Raw genomic sequence first — 14,094 nt, forward strand, 5'->3', positions numbered from 1 at the left:
CAAGCGACCAGTCGTCGCAGGCTAGCGCGAGGAGGTTAGCCTTGCGAACGCCTCCGGGGTGTTCACGTTCTCGAGACCTTCCATCAAACCGGCAGGCAAGGTCAGGGATTCGGCTTCGACCGAGGCAAGCAATCGCTTGATGGACCAGATGTCCTCCCGGTCCGGTGGGGCAAGGCCGCAGGAAAACCAGGCGGGAAGGGGGTATCCGTCCCAGATGCGCGCGACGGGGCGTGGTGCGGCCAAAAGCGGCACAAGGTGGTCGATGGTGAGTTTCGGCATGTCGACAGGGATCACCAGGATGCCCTCTGCCTGCGACCGAAAGCGATCAAGCATGTCGATGATCGCATGGGCCGGCCCGCCGCCGGGATTGGTATCCTCCAGCCCGTCCGGCTCATCCGGGCGACCACTGACGTAAATGCTGCTGCAGCCGGCGGCTTCGAGCAGCGCGCGCGCGTGGTCGAGCAGGGTCTGCCCGCCATAGACGAGCCCGGCCTTGTCTTCGCCCATCCGGGTCGACCGCCCGCCCGCGAGGACGATGCCGACCAGGGACGTTGCGTCAACTGGTCGGGTCATCGATCAGCCGGTTCGGCTTGCAATAGCTTTCGAGGGCGTCCCGGTCGACGACTTCGATCCGCGGACCGTCGACCAGGATGCCGTGGGATTGAAGTGCGCCGAAAGCCCGAGACAGGTTTTCGGGCGTCATGCCGAGAATGGAAGCGAGATTCTTCTTGCCGTAGGGAAGTTGGACGACGTTGCGACCGTCGGTCTTGTCCTGGAGCCGGATGATATAATTCCCCACGCGCTCGACGGCGGTGCGCAGTTTCAGGTTCTTCATGGATTTTACCACCGACCTGTAGCAGGTCGACAATTCGGTCACGATCGCCCGGGCGAATGCGGGGTCGTCCTCGAAGACTTCCCGAATGTTGGGAGACGGAATGAGCAGGAGTTTGCTCGCAGTGACCGTCCGCGCCGACATCAGGAAAGGGGCATCCTTGATCGTTGCGGCGAGAATGAAGGTGGAGACCGGCGTGATCATGGCCATCGAGGTCTCGCGCCCGTGGCTGGACGAGAAGAGTTCCACGCAGCCCTCGAGAACGATGTAGAGAAAGTCGGCCGGCTCGCCTTCACGAATGAGCTCCACATGCGGCGGCATGCGCTGCACGTAAGCTGCGTTCAACAAGGCGTCGAACCGATCCTGTTCGACATGCGCGAACAGATCCAGTTCGCGAATTGCCAGTCTGTCCCCGTCGCGCATGCCTGCTCCAGCTTGTTTCTGAGCCGCTTTCTAGCTGCGCGCTTGACTTAGATCAAGGGGGTGATTGATGTGCAGTAACTTTGTGAGCCATATTTTTGTTATTACTGATTTTGATTTCAAGCTGATTGAATTGTGCGTGCGCTGCATTGACGCGCGACAAGTCTGTACATTCAAATCCGCAGACCGCCTTGCTAGTAAATTCTCATCGTCATTATCCCGTTGGTGGGAAAATAATGGGGGCGAGGATGCATTCACTCGATGGTGTAACGCGCGGACAGCAGAGACAAGCGCTCGGAATGAGTACGCTGGCCTTTACGGTCTGCTTTGCGGTGTGGACGATCTTTTCGATCATCGGCATCCGCATCAAACAGGAGCTGGGCCTGTCCGAGACCCAGTTCGGCCTGCTGGTCGCCACGCCGGTCCTGACCGGCTCGATCAGCCGCATATTCCTTGGTGTCCTGACGGAGACCTATGGCGGCCGGATCATGTTCCCGATCCAGATGGTGACCACTGCCGTCGCTGCCTTCCTGCTCTCAATGGCCAACAGTTATCCGCTCTTCCTGCTCGCCGCGCTCGGCGTCGGTCTTGCCGGTGGATCCTTCATCATCGGGATTGCCTATGTCTCGCGCTGGTATGAAGCCAAGGCGCAAGGAACTGCGCTGGGCATATTCGGCGTCGGCAATATGGGTGCCGCAGTCACCAATTTCGGCGCGCCTTTCCTGGTGGTGGCCTTCGGCTGGCAGCAGACGGCACAGATCTATTCGCTCGTTCTGCTGATCATGGCGGCGATCTTCTGGATCTTCACCAAGGACGATCCGGTCCTTGTCGAACAGAGAAAATCCGGAACCAAGCCTCCCTCGGCCCTGATGCAGCTCGAGCCGCTCAAGAATGTGCAGGTCTGGCGCTTCGCTACCTATTACTTCTTCGTCTTCGGCGCCTTTGTGGCGCTCGCCTCCTGGCTGCCGCGCTACTATGTCGGCGCCTACGGTCTGGACCTGCAGACGGCGGGCATGCTCGCTGCGGCCTATTCGCTCCCGGCCTCGATCTTCCGGGCGCTGGGCGGCTGGATGTCCGACAAGTGGGGTGCGCGTTTCGTGATGTACCTCACCTTTATCGTGTCGCTCGTCTGCCTGTTCATCCTGAGCTATCCCGAAACCGCCTACATCGTTCAGGGCATCAATGGCCCGATCGAGTTCAGCTTCGGCATCGGCGTCCCGCTCTTCGCGACGCTGTCGATCGGCCTCGGCTTCGTGATGTCGCTCGGCAAGGCTGCCGTCTACAAGCACATCCCGGTCTATTATCCGCACCATGTCGGAGCGGTCGGCGGGCTGGTCGGCATGATCGGGGGCCTGGGTGGTTTCATCCTGCCCATCACATTCGGCATCATGAATGATCTGACCGGCGTCTGGACCAGCTGCTTCATGCTGATGTTCGTGATCGTCCTGGTCTCGACGATCTGGATGCATGTCGCGATCCGCCGGACCGAACACCGCAAGTATCCGGAACTCAGCAAGGAACAGCATCTCAGCGATGTGCCCGACCTTCCCGTGCCCGCTCCCGCGGCCGGGCGGGAGGGCGCCGCTGCGTCCGGAAAGTCATTCAGCGACACGACGGTGCGCCCCGTTCGCTGAAGCCGGTCTGGGCCCTTCCCCGCCCGCCCCGGATCGGGGCGGGGCCCAGCCCACCAGAATTTTTGAAACAAGGAGCCTTCGATGGCCAAGGACCTCAAGGACTGGAACCCGGAAGACCCAGAGCAATGGGAATCCACGGGACGGAAAATCGCCAATCGTAACCTCTGGATCTCGATCCCGGCCTTGCTCTGCGGCTTCGCCGTGTGGCTCTACTGGGGCATCATCACGGTCCAGATGCTCAATCTCGGCTTCCCGTTCAGCCAGGGTGAGCTGTTCACGCTGGCTGCCATCGCAGGCCTGACCGGTGCGACCCTTCGTATCCCGTCGACCTTCTTCATCCGCATGGCCGGCGGACGCAATACGATCTTCCTGACGACGGCGCTCCTGATCCTCCCCGCGGCCGGGACCGGCATCCTCCTGCAGAACCCCGACACCCCGCTCTGGCAGTTCCAGCTGATGGCGCTGCTGTCGGGCTTCGGGGGCGGCAATTTTGCCTCGTCGATGTCCAACATCTCCTTTTTCTTCCCCAAGAAGGTGCAGGGCTATTCGCTGGGCATGAATGCCGGTCTCGGCAATTTCGGCGTTACCACGATGCAGATCCTCATCCCTCTGGTGATGACGGCCGGCGTCTTCGGCGGCGCCCCGATGATCCTGGAGAACACGTCCGGTACGCTGATCGGCAAGATCGCCGCCGGCACGCCGACCTATCTGCACAATGCAGGCTTCATCTGGGTGGTGATCCTGGTGCCCGTCGTCGTGGCGGCCTGGTTCGGCATGAACAATATCGTCGACGAGCACGTCTCGCCGGAAATCGGGTCGACGCCGGCGGCCTTCGGCAAGATCATCGGCATGCTTCTTATCGGCCTGGTCACCGCCTCGGCCGGCCTGTGGCTGATGCTGCCGGAAGGCGCCGGCGGCTCGGGCTGGAACGTGTCGAAATGGCTGGTGCTGCCGCTCGTGATCGCCGCGACCGTGTTCGCGCTGAAAATGATCCCGGGCGCGATCCGCAAGAGCCTCGACCGCCAGTACAAGATCTTTAACAACAAGCATACCTGGGCGATGACGGTCATCTACACGATGACGTTCGGCTCCTTCATCGGCTATGCGGCCGCCTTCGGTCTCGCGATCAAGGTGATCTTCGGCTACCAGCACGTGATGGTCGATGGCGTGATGACGCACGACCTGGCGAACCCGAACGGCCCGAGCGCCCTGATGTTCGCCTGGACGGGCCCCTTCATCGGCGCGCTCATCCGGCCGGTCGGCGGCAAGCTGGCTGACCGGTTCGGCGGCGCGATGGTGACCCAGATCATCTCGGTGATCATGGTCGCCGCAGCGCTCGGCGTCGCCTACTTCATGAAGGAAGCCTACGCCTCGGCCACCCCGGAACAGTATTTCTGGCCGTTCCTGGGGCTCTTCCTGATCCTGTTCGCGGCGACCGGAATCGGCAATGGCTCGACCTTCCGCACCATCGCGATGGTGTTCGACAAGGAACAGGCAGGCCCGGTCCTCGGCTGGACCTCCGCAGTCGCGGCCTATGGCGCGTTCATCATCCCCAAAGTGTTCGGCGAGCAGATCAACGCGACCACGCCTGAATACGCGCTCTATGGCTTCGCCGCCTTCTATGCCGTCTGCATCGCACTGAACTGGTGGTTCTATCTGCGTCCCGCCTCGATGCGTCCCGCCACTTACATGTACAACCCGTAGGAGCGACCCGTATGAGCCATCTCCTCGATCGTCTCACTTTCTTCACCCGCCAGCAGGAATCCTTCTCGGATGGTCACGGCGTGACCACCCGGGAGGACCGGGGCTGGGAAGACGCCTATCGCAAGCGCTGGCAGCACGACAAGATCGTCCGTTCGACCCATGGCGTGAACTGCACCGGGTCTTGCAGCTGGAAGATCTACGTCAAGGGCGGGCTGGTCACCTGGGAAACCCAGCAGACCGACTATCCGCGCACGCGGCCCGATCTTCCCAATCACGAGCCTCGCGGCTGCTCCCGCGGAGCGAGCTATTCCTGGTACATGTATTCCGGCAACCGGGTGAAGTATCCGCTGATCCGGTCGCGGCTTCTCAAGGCCTGGCGCAAGGCGCGCGAGACCATGCAGCCGATCGCGGCCTGGCGGTCGATCCAGCAGGATGCGGACACCCGCCGCGCCTACGTCTCCAAACGCGGTGCGGGCGGCTTCCTGCGCGCCGACTGGGACGAGGTGACGGAAATCATCGCCGCGGCCAATGCCTACACCGCGAAGACCTACGGACCGGACCGCGTCTTCGGCTTCTCGCCGATCCCGGCCATGTCGATGGTCTCCTACGCAGCCGGTTCCCGCTATCTGTCGCTTCTCGGCGGCGTCTGCATGTCCTTCTACGACTGGTATTGCGACCTGCCGCCGGCGAGCCCGATGACCTGGGGCGAGCAGACGGACGTTCCGGAGTCCGCCGACTGGTATAATGCGGGCTACCTGCTGATCTGGGGTTCCAACGTGCCGCAGACGCGGACACCGGATGCGCACTTCTATACCGAGGCCCGCTACAAGGGCACGAAGAGCGCGGTGATCTGCCCGGACTATTCGGAGGCTTCCAAGTTCGGCGATGTCTGGCTGAACCCGAAACAGGGTACGGATGCGGCGCTGGCGCTTGCCTTCGGTCATGTCGTCCTGCGCGAGTATCATCTGGATCGCCAGGCTCCGTATTTCGAGCAGTATGCGCGCGAAAACACGGACATGCCGAACCTGGTGCGGCTGGTCGAGAAAGACGGCCGCTACGTCCCGGATCGCCTTGTGCGGGCCTCGGATTTCGACGGTTCGCTGGGCGAGGACAATAATCCGGAATGGAAAACCGTTGCGCTCGACCGCAAGTCGGGCCGCATCGTCACCCCGCAGGGCTCCGTCGGTTTCCGCTGGGGCGAAGAGGGCAAGTGGAATCTCGAGCAGAAGGACGGCCAGGGCGAGGAGATCGACCTCGAGCTTTCCTTCATTCTCGACGAAAAGCACGACGATGTCGTCGATGTCGGCTTCCCCTATTTCGGAAACAAGGGCCACGACGCTTTCGCCGGCACGGACCATCCGGACGTGCTCGACCACAAGGTTCCCGTGAAGAAGCTGCAGCTGGCCGACGGAGAGACGATGGTCGCCACCGTCTTCGATCTGTTCTGCGCCAATTACGGCCTCGATCGCGGGCTGGGCGGCGATTTTTCCGCCAAGTCCTATGACGACATGATGCCTTATACCCCGGCCTGGGCGGAGGCGATCACCGGTGTGCCGCGGGACAAGATCGTCGCCGTCGCCCGGGAATTCGCGACCAATGCCGAAAAGACCCAGGGCAAGTCGATGGTCATTCTCGGGGCCGGTCTGAACCACTGGTACAATATGGACATGAACTACCGGGGGATCATCAATCTCCTGGTGATGTGCGGCTGTGTCGGTCAGTCCGGCGGTGGCTGGGCGCACTATGTCGGTCAGGAAAAGCTTCGGCCGCAGACCGGCTGGCAGCCTCTCGCCTTCGCGCTCGACTGGAACCGTCCGCCGCGGCATCAGAACTCGACCTCCTGCTGGTATGCGCACACCGATCAATGGCGCTACGAGACGCTGAGCGCGAAGGAAATCCTCTCGCCCACAGCGCCGGACGGAGACTGGTCCGGCACCATGATCGACTGGAATGTCCGTGCCGAGCGTATGGGCTGGCTGCCGTCGGCGCCGCAGCTGAAGGCCAATCCGCTTGAGCTCGCTCGCGAAGCGGAGGCGGACGGGAAGGATCCCAAGGATTATATCGTCGACCGGCTGAAATCCGGCGAACTGGAAATGTCCTGCGAGGATCCGGACGACCCGGTCAACTGGCCGCGCAATCTCTTCGTCTGGCGCTCAAACCTCCTGGGGTCTTCGGGCAAGGGACACGAATATTTCCTCAAGCACCTGGTCGGCGCGCAACACGGCGTGCTCGGCGAGGAGTGCGAAGAGGAGATGCGTCCGGAAGAGGTGAAGTGGGTGGCCGAAGCGCCGGAAGGCAAGCTCGACCTGCTCGTGGCCATCGACTTCCGCATGTCCACCACCTGCGTCTATTCCGACATCGTTCTGCCGACGGCCACCTGGTACGAGAAGAACGACATGAACACGTCGGACATGCACCCCTTCATCCACCCGTTGACGAAGGCGGTCGACCCGGCATGGGAAGCGCGTTCCGACTGGGACATCTTCAAGGGCATCGCGAAGAAATTCTCCGAGATCGCTCCGGAAGAACTGGGGGTCGAAACGGATGTGGTCCTGACGCCGATCCTGCACGACACGCCCGGCGAGATCGCCCAGGCGGTCGACGTGAAGGACTGGAAGAAGGGCGAATGCGATCCGGTTCCCGGCAAGACCATGCCGCAGATTGCGGTGGTCGAGCGCGATTATCCCAACCTCTACGCTCGATACACCTCGCTTGGCCCGCTCATGAACACGCTCGGCAATGGCGGCAAGGGCATTGGCTGGAATACCGAGCATGAGGTCGAACTCCTCGGCGAGCTCAACGGTGTCCATGCCGACGGCGCCGCTGCGGGACGTCCGAAGATCGAGACCGCCATCCACGCGGCCGAGACCATCCTCATGCTGGCCCCCGAGACCAATGGCGAAGTGGCCGTGAAAGCCTGGGACGCCCTGTCGAAGAACACCGGTCGAGATCACAAGCACCTGGCCCTGCCCAAGGAAGACGAGAAGATCCGCTTCCGCGACATCAAGGCCCAGCCGCGCAAGATCATTTCCTCGCCGACCTGGTCGGGTCTGGAGAGCGAACATGTCTGCTACAATGCCGGCTACACGAATGTGCACGAGCGCATTCCGTGGCGTACGCTGACCGGCCGCCAGCAGCTCTACCAGGACCATAAATGGATGCTCGCCTTCGGCGAGGGGCTGTGCGTCTACCGGCCGCCCATCGACACCAAGGCGGTGGCGCCGGTGATCGACAAGAAGTCGAACGGCGAAAAGCAGATCGTTCTGAACTTCATCACACCGCACCAGAAATGGGGCATCCACTCCACCTATACGGACAATCTGCTGATGCTGACCCTGTCTCGCGGTGGACCGATCGTCTGGCTCTCCGAGACGGACGCGCAAGCGGCCGGACTCGAGGATAACGACTGGGTCGAGGCCTATAACGCCAACGGCTCCCTGGTGGCCCGCTGCGTCGTTTCGCAGCGCATCAAGGAAGGCACGATCTTCATGTATCACGCACAGGAGAAGATCGTGAACGTGCCCGGGTCGCAGATGACCGGCCAGCGTGGCGGTATCCACAACTCGGTTACCCGGGCCACGCTGAAGCCGACCCACATGATCGGCGGATATGCCCAGCAGTCCTACGGTTTCAACTATTACGGCACGGTCGGATCCAACCGCGACGAGTTCGTCATCGTGCGCAAGCTCAACAAGGTCGATTGGCTCGAAGGCCCGGCCGCCGATGCGAAGGAGGCCGCAGAATGAAGATCCGTGCACAAATCGGCATGGTCCTCAATCTCGACAAGTGCATCGGGTGTCACACCTGTTCCGTCACTTGCAAGAACGTCTGGACCAATCGTGAAGGCGTCGAATACGCCTGGTTCAACAATGTCGAGACCAAGCCTGGTATCGGCTATCCGAAGGACTGGGAGAACCAGAAGCGCTGGAATGGCGGCTGGACCCGGAACGGCAATGGCTCGCTGCGCCCGAAAATGGGCTCGAAATGGCGGATCCTGGCGAAGATTTTCGCCAATCCGGATCTGCCGGAAATCGACGATTACTACGAGCCCTTCACCTTCGACTACGAACACCTCCAGACCGCCGGGGAAAGCAAGGCCTTCCCGACGGCCCGTCCGCGCTCGCTGATTACCGGCGAGCGGATGGAGAAGATCGAGTGGGGTCCGAACTGGGAGGAAATCCTGGGCGGCGAGTTCTCGAAGCGCTCCAAGGACTATAATTTCGAAGGTGTCCAGAAGGAGATCTACGGCGAGTTCGAGAACACCTTCATGATGTATCTGCCGCGCCTGTGCGAGCACTGCCTCAATCCGGCGTGCGTGGCCTCCTGTCCCTCCGGCGCGATCTACAAGCGCGAAGAGGACGGCATCGTCCTCATCGACCAGGAGAAGTGCCGCGGCTGGCGGATGTGCGTCTCCGCCTGCCCCTACAAGAAGATCTATTTCAACTGGTCTTCGGGCAAATCGGAGAAGTGCACCTTCTGCTATCCGCGCATCGAGGCAGGCGAGCCGACCGTGTGTTCGGAAACCTGCGTCGGTCGCATCCGCTATCTCGGCGTGCTGCTCTATGATGCGGACCGGATCGAGGAAGCGGCATCGGCGGAAAACGAGCAGGAGCTCTACGATGCCCAGCTCGGCATTTTTCTCGATCCGCACGATCCCGAAGTCCAGGCGCAGGCGCGCAAGGACGGTGTGCCGGACGCCTGGCTGGAAGCGGCCAAGGAATCGCCGGTCTACAAGATGGCGATGGAGTGGAAGGTCGCCTTCCCGCTCCACCCGGAATACCGCACCCTTCCCATGGTCTGGTACGTGCCGCCGCTCTCTCCGATCAACAGTGCGGCGGAAGCCGGCGCGATCGGTGTGGATGGCGAGATGCCGGATGTCCGCTCCCTGCGCATCCCGCTCAAATACCTGGCGAACATGCTCACCGCCGGCGATGAGGAGCCGGTCGCGCTCGGGCTCGAACGCATGCTCGCCATGCGGGCCTATATGCGGGCGAAGACGGTGGACGGCGTGATCGACGCCGAAGTCGCCGAACGCGTCGGTCTGACGCCGGCCCTGATCGAGGACATGTACAAGATCATGGCCCTCGCGAACTACGAGGACCGCTTCGTCATCCCGACCAGTCACCGCGAATACGCCGAGAACGCCTACGACCTGCGCGGCGAATGCGGGTTCAGCTTCGGCAATGGCTGTTCCGATGGTGCTTCGAGCAGCTCCCTGTTCGGGAAGCCGAAGAAGAACAATCCCATGAACCCGATGGAGAAGGCCTGATGGTCCGCACATACAGAGTTCTCGCGGCTCTTCTGAGCTATCCGACGGCCGAAATACAGGCCGCGGCTCCCGACTTCCGCAGCGTCCTCGACGAGGAAGCGCTATTGCCCGCCGGGCAGCGGTTGCGCCTGGGCCATCTGATCGACCAGCTCGCCTCACGCGACCTCTACGATCTGCAGGAGCGATACGTCGCCCTGTTCGACCGGTCCAAATCGCTCTCGCTGCACCTGTTCGAGCATGTGCATGGCGAGAGCCGGGATCGCGGGCAGGCCATGGTCGATCTGCAGCGGCTCTATGCCGAGCGCGGGCTCGAGATATCAGCCCGCGAGCTGCCGGACTATCTGCCGCTCTTCCTTGAATTCCTCTCCACCCTGCCGGAGCCGGAGGCGCGGGAACTGGTCAGCGAACCGGCCCACGTCCTCGAAGCCCTGCGCGACCGCCTGCGCAAGCGGAAGTCCATCTATGCAGCGGTCTTCCGTGCCCTTCTGACACTGACGAGCGGCCAGGCCGCGGCAACGCCTGAAGATGTCCGGACGGAGGATGACGATCCGGACGATCTGGAGGCGCTCGACCGGGCCTGGGAAGAAGAGCAGGTCACGTTCGGACCCGGCGAGGAGGGCTGTCCCCTGGCCGACCAGATGATCAGCAATATGAATGCGCCGGCAGCGCCGGCCCAACGGACGCGGGAGGCTCGGTCATGAGCGACTTTCTCCACACAGCCCTGTTCGGCATCTATCCGTATATCGCGCTCGCCGTCTTCGCGATCGGTTCGATCATCCGTTACGACCGCGAGCCCTATTCCTGGCGTGCGGGGTCGAGTCAGCTCCTGCGCCGGCGCCAGCTGGTGACCGGGTCGGTCCTCTTCCACCTGGGCGTCCTGGTCATCTTTTTCGGCCATCTCGTGGGACTGCTCACGCCGATCGCGGTCTTCGATGCGCTCGGCATCGGCCATGGCGCCAAACAGCTGCTGGCGATCATCGCCGGCGGCGTCGCGGGCGTCCTGGCGCTGATCGGTGCGACCCTGCTCATGCACCGCCGCTTCGCGGATCCGCGCATACGCAAGACGTCGAACTTCTCCGACAATGCCATCCTGGTGATTCTCTACGTCCAGCTACTGCTCGGCCTCGGCACGATCGCCGTTTCCATGCAGCATCTGGACGGCCATGAAATGACGACCTTCATGGCCTGGGCGCAGGGCATCTTCATCTTCGACTTCAATGCGGCGAGCTATATCTCGCACGCTCACTGGATCTTCAAACTGCACATCTTCCTCGGCCTGACGATCTTCCTGATCTTCCCGTTCACGCGGTTGGTGCACATCTTCAGCGCGCCTGCCCGCTACATCTTCCGCCGGGGATACCAGGTGGTCCGGCGCAAGGCGCCGGCAGGAGGCGCGAAATGACCCACTCCATCCTGACACCGAAACAGGCAACGCCGGACGTGCGCGTCAATGGCGTGCGGATCGAACCGGAAGCCATCGCCTCGGAAGCGCAGCATCATCCCGCTGCGCGACCGGAGCTGGCCTGGAAGGCCGCCGCCGAAGCGCTCGCGATCAAGGAAGCTCTGTTGCAGGCCGCGAGGGAACGCGATCTCAAAGCCGAACCGCAGCAGGATGAGGATGGCCGCGAAGAAAGCGAGGAGGACGCGCTCATCCGCGCCCTTCTCGAACGTGAGGTCATCACGCCGGATCCGGACGAGGAAAGCCTTCGGCGCTATTTCGAGAACAACCGCCAGAAGCTCCGCACGCCCGATATTTTCGAGCCTGAACACATTCTGCTGCAGGCCCGCGCCGACGATGCGGATGCTTATGAAAAGGCACGCGAACAGGCCCAGGTGCTGATCAAGCACCTGGGCAACAAGCCGGACGATTTCGCCCGCCTCGCACGTGACCGCTCCGATTGCGCCTCATCGGGCGAGGGCGGAGCGCTCGGCCAGGTGGTTCGCGGCGAAACCACACCGGAATTCGAGGCCGCGATGGCGGCTCTGGAACCTGGCGAACTCTGCTCCGAACCGGTGGAAACGCCATACGGGTTCCACGTAATCCGTCTCCGGTCGAAGCTGCCGGGCAAGCCGCTCGACTTCGATGCGGCCCGCCCTCTCGTCGAGGAGTTCTTGCGCGACGCCAGCTGGCGCCGTGCCGTCGCCCAGTTCGTCGCGCTCGTGGTCGGTGCGTCGAAGATCGAGGGCGTCAAGCTGGATGGAGCATCGTCTCCGCTCGTCCAGTAGCGGCCACGCATGGCCGGCACCATCGGGGGAGCCGGCAACACAAGGGAAATAGGTCATGAAACGCGTTTCCAACGTGAACGGCGCCGTGTGCGCCGCAGTGAGCACGGCTGCGTTGCTGGCGGGGGCAGGCCCCGCCCTCGCAGACGGGGATATCATCCTGAACATGCGGCTGCGAGCCGAGACGGTCGACCTGTCCGGAGCGCCCAATGAAGCCGAAGCGCTGACCCTGCGTACGCGGCTCGGATACGAGAGCGATGTCTATAACGGGTTCAGCTTCCTGGTTGAGGGCGAGAATGTTCTTCATCTCGTCGACGACTTCAACGACACGATCAACGGGTTGCCGGGCTATCCGGTTATTGCGGATCCGGAAGCCACGGAGCTGAACCGGCTCCAGGTCAGCTATTCCGGCTTCGAGGACACGAACCTGATCCTCGGGCGCCAGCGCATCATCCTCGGCGATGCGCGCTATGTCGGCAATGTCGGCTTCCGGCAGAACGAGCAGACCTTCGACGCTTTCGTCGCGTCCAACGGATCGCTGGAGAACACGACATTCACCTATGCCTATATCGACCGTGCGCATCGCATTTTCGGCGACGACCACCCGGCCGGAGAGCTGGATATGCAGACGCACGCGCTGATGGCGTCGCACGAGATGCAAGCGGGAACCCTCACGGGTTTCGCTTTCCTCGCCGATGTCGAGGACGTCGCCGCGCTGTCCAGCGCGACCTATGGCGCGAGCTGGCGCGGCCGGCATGAGTTCGGCGAAGGTGTGAGCTTCGGCTATTTCCTCGAATATGCGTGGCAAACGGACTATGCGGACGCACCGCGCGATTTCGACCTGTCGATGATCCGTGCCGAAGCCAGTCTGAGCCGCAACGGGCTGAGCGGTGCCATCGGCATCGAACAGCTGGAAGGCGATGGCGTGCAGGGTTTCAGTACGCCGCTGGCGACGCTGCATAAATTCCAGGGCTGGGCCGATGTCTTTCTGGCAACGCCGGGTGTCGGCGTCCGGGATGCCTATCTGCGCGGCAGTTATCGTTTCGACGAGGTTCCGTTCGGAACCGGCTTGAGCGCGGCGATCGTCTATCACGATTTTGAAAGCGAGACCGGCAGCATCGACTTCGGCTCGGAACTCGACTTCGTGATCACCTCGACGCTCACCGAGCATGTGTCCGTCCAGCTGAAAGCCGCCTCCTTCGATGGCGAGGCCGGTGGTCCGGCGAGCCGCGACAAGGTCTGGCTCGCGCTGACATTCAATCGATAACGGCTGACCGGGCCCGGCGCTGCCGGGCCCGGGGCCCCGACGTCCGGAGGGTATACTGCGATGATCAGCGAACTCCTCGAGAACAACCAGGTATGGGCAGACTCGAAAACCGAAGCCGATCCGGACTTCTTCCGGCGTCTCTCACAGCAGCAAAGCCCGGATTATCTCTGGATCGGATGTTCGGACAGCCGCGTCCCGGCAAACGATATTGTTGGCCTCGACCCCGGCGAGCTCTTCGTGCACCGGAATGTGGCGAATATCGCCCCGCCGAGCGACGCCAACTTCCTTTCGGTCCTCCAGTTCGCGGTCGAGGCTCTGAAGGTGAAGCATATCATTGTATGCGGTCACTATGGCTGTGGCGGTGTCGCAGCCGCGATGTCGGGCAAGCGTCACGGCCTGATCGACCACTGGCTACAGCCGATCCGCGAAATCTCCGACGAATGGGCCGATCACCTGCTTCGCATACGTGATGAACATGCCCGGCTCGACGCCCTGTGCGAGGCGAATGTCGCGGCTCAGGTCCGCTCGGTCGCCTGCAATCCGATCGTCCAGGATGCCTGGCGCCGGCGGCAATCTGTCGCCGTACATGGCTGGATCTATTCGATCTCGAACGGTCTCATCCGCGACCTGGACGTCACCGTGTCCTCGTTTTCTCAATTGTCGCGCCAATTTCCCGGGCGGCTTTCGGCCCAGATCGGAGCGCCGGCCAGAGCGCGCGAACACAGTTAGCTCCCGGTGCGAGCCG

Annotated in this window: 11 protein-coding genes; 9 read left to right on the forward strand and 2 right to left on the reverse strand. The window is 62.5% G+C overall.

The annotated features are described in order from the left end of the window. Nucleotides 1-21: 21 nt before the first annotated feature. Both mobA and AC13HB_RS04775 read right to left on the reverse strand, forming a co-directional pair. Complete coding sequence (mobA, locus tag AC13HB_RS04770; RefSeq protein ID WP_482948586.1) at nt 22-573, reverse strand: molybdenum cofactor guanylyltransferase; 552 nt, start codon at nt 571-573, stop codon at nt 22-24. Then, nucleotides 557-1,255 (reverse strand): cyclic nucleotide-binding domain-containing protein, encoded by a 699-nt coding sequence (locus tag AC13HB_RS04775; RefSeq protein ID WP_482948587.1) that lies wholly within the window; start codon nt 1,253-1,255, stop codon nt 557-559. The genes mobA and AC13HB_RS04775 overlap by 17 nt, the downstream gene beginning before the upstream one ends. 245 nt (nt 1,256-1,500) lie before the next feature. On the opposite strand from AC13HB_RS04775, the gene AC13HB_RS04780 reads away from it, so the two are divergent. The 9 genes from AC13HB_RS04780 to AC13HB_RS04820 all read left to right on the forward strand — a co-directional run bounded on the left by AC13HB_RS04780 (nt 1,501) and on the right by AC13HB_RS04820 (nt 14,078). Then, the gene (locus tag AC13HB_RS04780) at nt 1,501-2,886 is read left to right on the forward strand and encodes an MFS transporter (protein WP_482948588.1); all 1,386 of its coding nucleotides are present in this window, start codon (nt 1,501-1,503) and stop codon (nt 2,884-2,886) included. Nucleotides 2,887-2,967: 81 nt separating this feature from the next. Next, nucleotides 2,968-4,590, forward strand: a complete 1,623-nt coding sequence (locus AC13HB_RS04785; RefSeq protein ID WP_482948589.1) for an MFS transporter — start codon at nt 2,968-2,970, stop codon at nt 4,588-4,590. 11 nt (nt 4,591-4,601) lie between these two features. Further along, the gene (locus AC13HB_RS04790; RefSeq protein ID WP_482948590.1) at nt 4,602-8,336 is read left to right on the forward strand and encodes a nitrate reductase subunit alpha; all 3,735 of its coding nucleotides are present in this window, start codon (nt 4,602-4,604) and stop codon (nt 8,334-8,336) included. Continuing rightward, entirely contained in the window at nt 8,333-9,859 is a 1,527-nt protein-coding gene (narH, locus tag AC13HB_RS04795) for a nitrate reductase subunit beta (protein ID WP_482948591.1), read from the forward strand. The genes AC13HB_RS04790 and narH overlap by 4 nt, the downstream gene beginning before the upstream one ends. Continuing rightward, the gene (narJ, locus tag AC13HB_RS04800; protein ID WP_482948592.1) at nt 9,859-10,560 is read left to right on the forward strand and encodes a nitrate reductase molybdenum cofactor assembly chaperone; all 702 of its coding nucleotides are present in this window, start codon (nt 9,859-9,861) and stop codon (nt 10,558-10,560) included. Before narH ends, narJ begins: the two co-directional genes overlap by 1 nt. After that, nucleotides 10,557-11,261 (forward strand): respiratory nitrate reductase subunit gamma, encoded by a 705-nt coding sequence (narI, locus tag AC13HB_RS04805; protein ID WP_482948593.1) that lies wholly within the window; start codon nt 10,557-10,559, stop codon nt 11,259-11,261. The genes narJ and narI overlap by 4 nt, the downstream gene beginning before the upstream one ends. After that, nucleotides 11,258-12,085 (forward strand): peptidylprolyl isomerase, encoded by an 828-nt coding sequence (locus AC13HB_RS04810; RefSeq protein ID WP_482948594.1) that lies wholly within the window; start codon nt 11,258-11,260, stop codon nt 12,083-12,085. The genes narI and AC13HB_RS04810 overlap by 4 nt, the downstream gene beginning before the upstream one ends. A 55-nt stretch (nt 12,086-12,140) precedes the next feature. Continuing rightward, complete coding sequence (locus AC13HB_RS04815) at nt 12,141-13,349, forward strand: hypothetical protein (RefSeq protein ID WP_482948595.1); 1,209 nt, start codon at nt 12,141-12,143, stop codon at nt 13,347-13,349. A 60-nt stretch (nt 13,350-13,409) separates the two neighbouring features. Next, a complete protein-coding gene (locus AC13HB_RS04820) occupies nt 13,410-14,078 on the forward strand; it encodes a carbonic anhydrase (protein ID WP_482948596.1) in 669 nt (222 codons plus the stop codon). Nucleotides 14,079-14,094 lie beyond the last annotated feature (16 nt).

This window comes from Maricaulis sp. B-26, assembly GCF_056857855.1.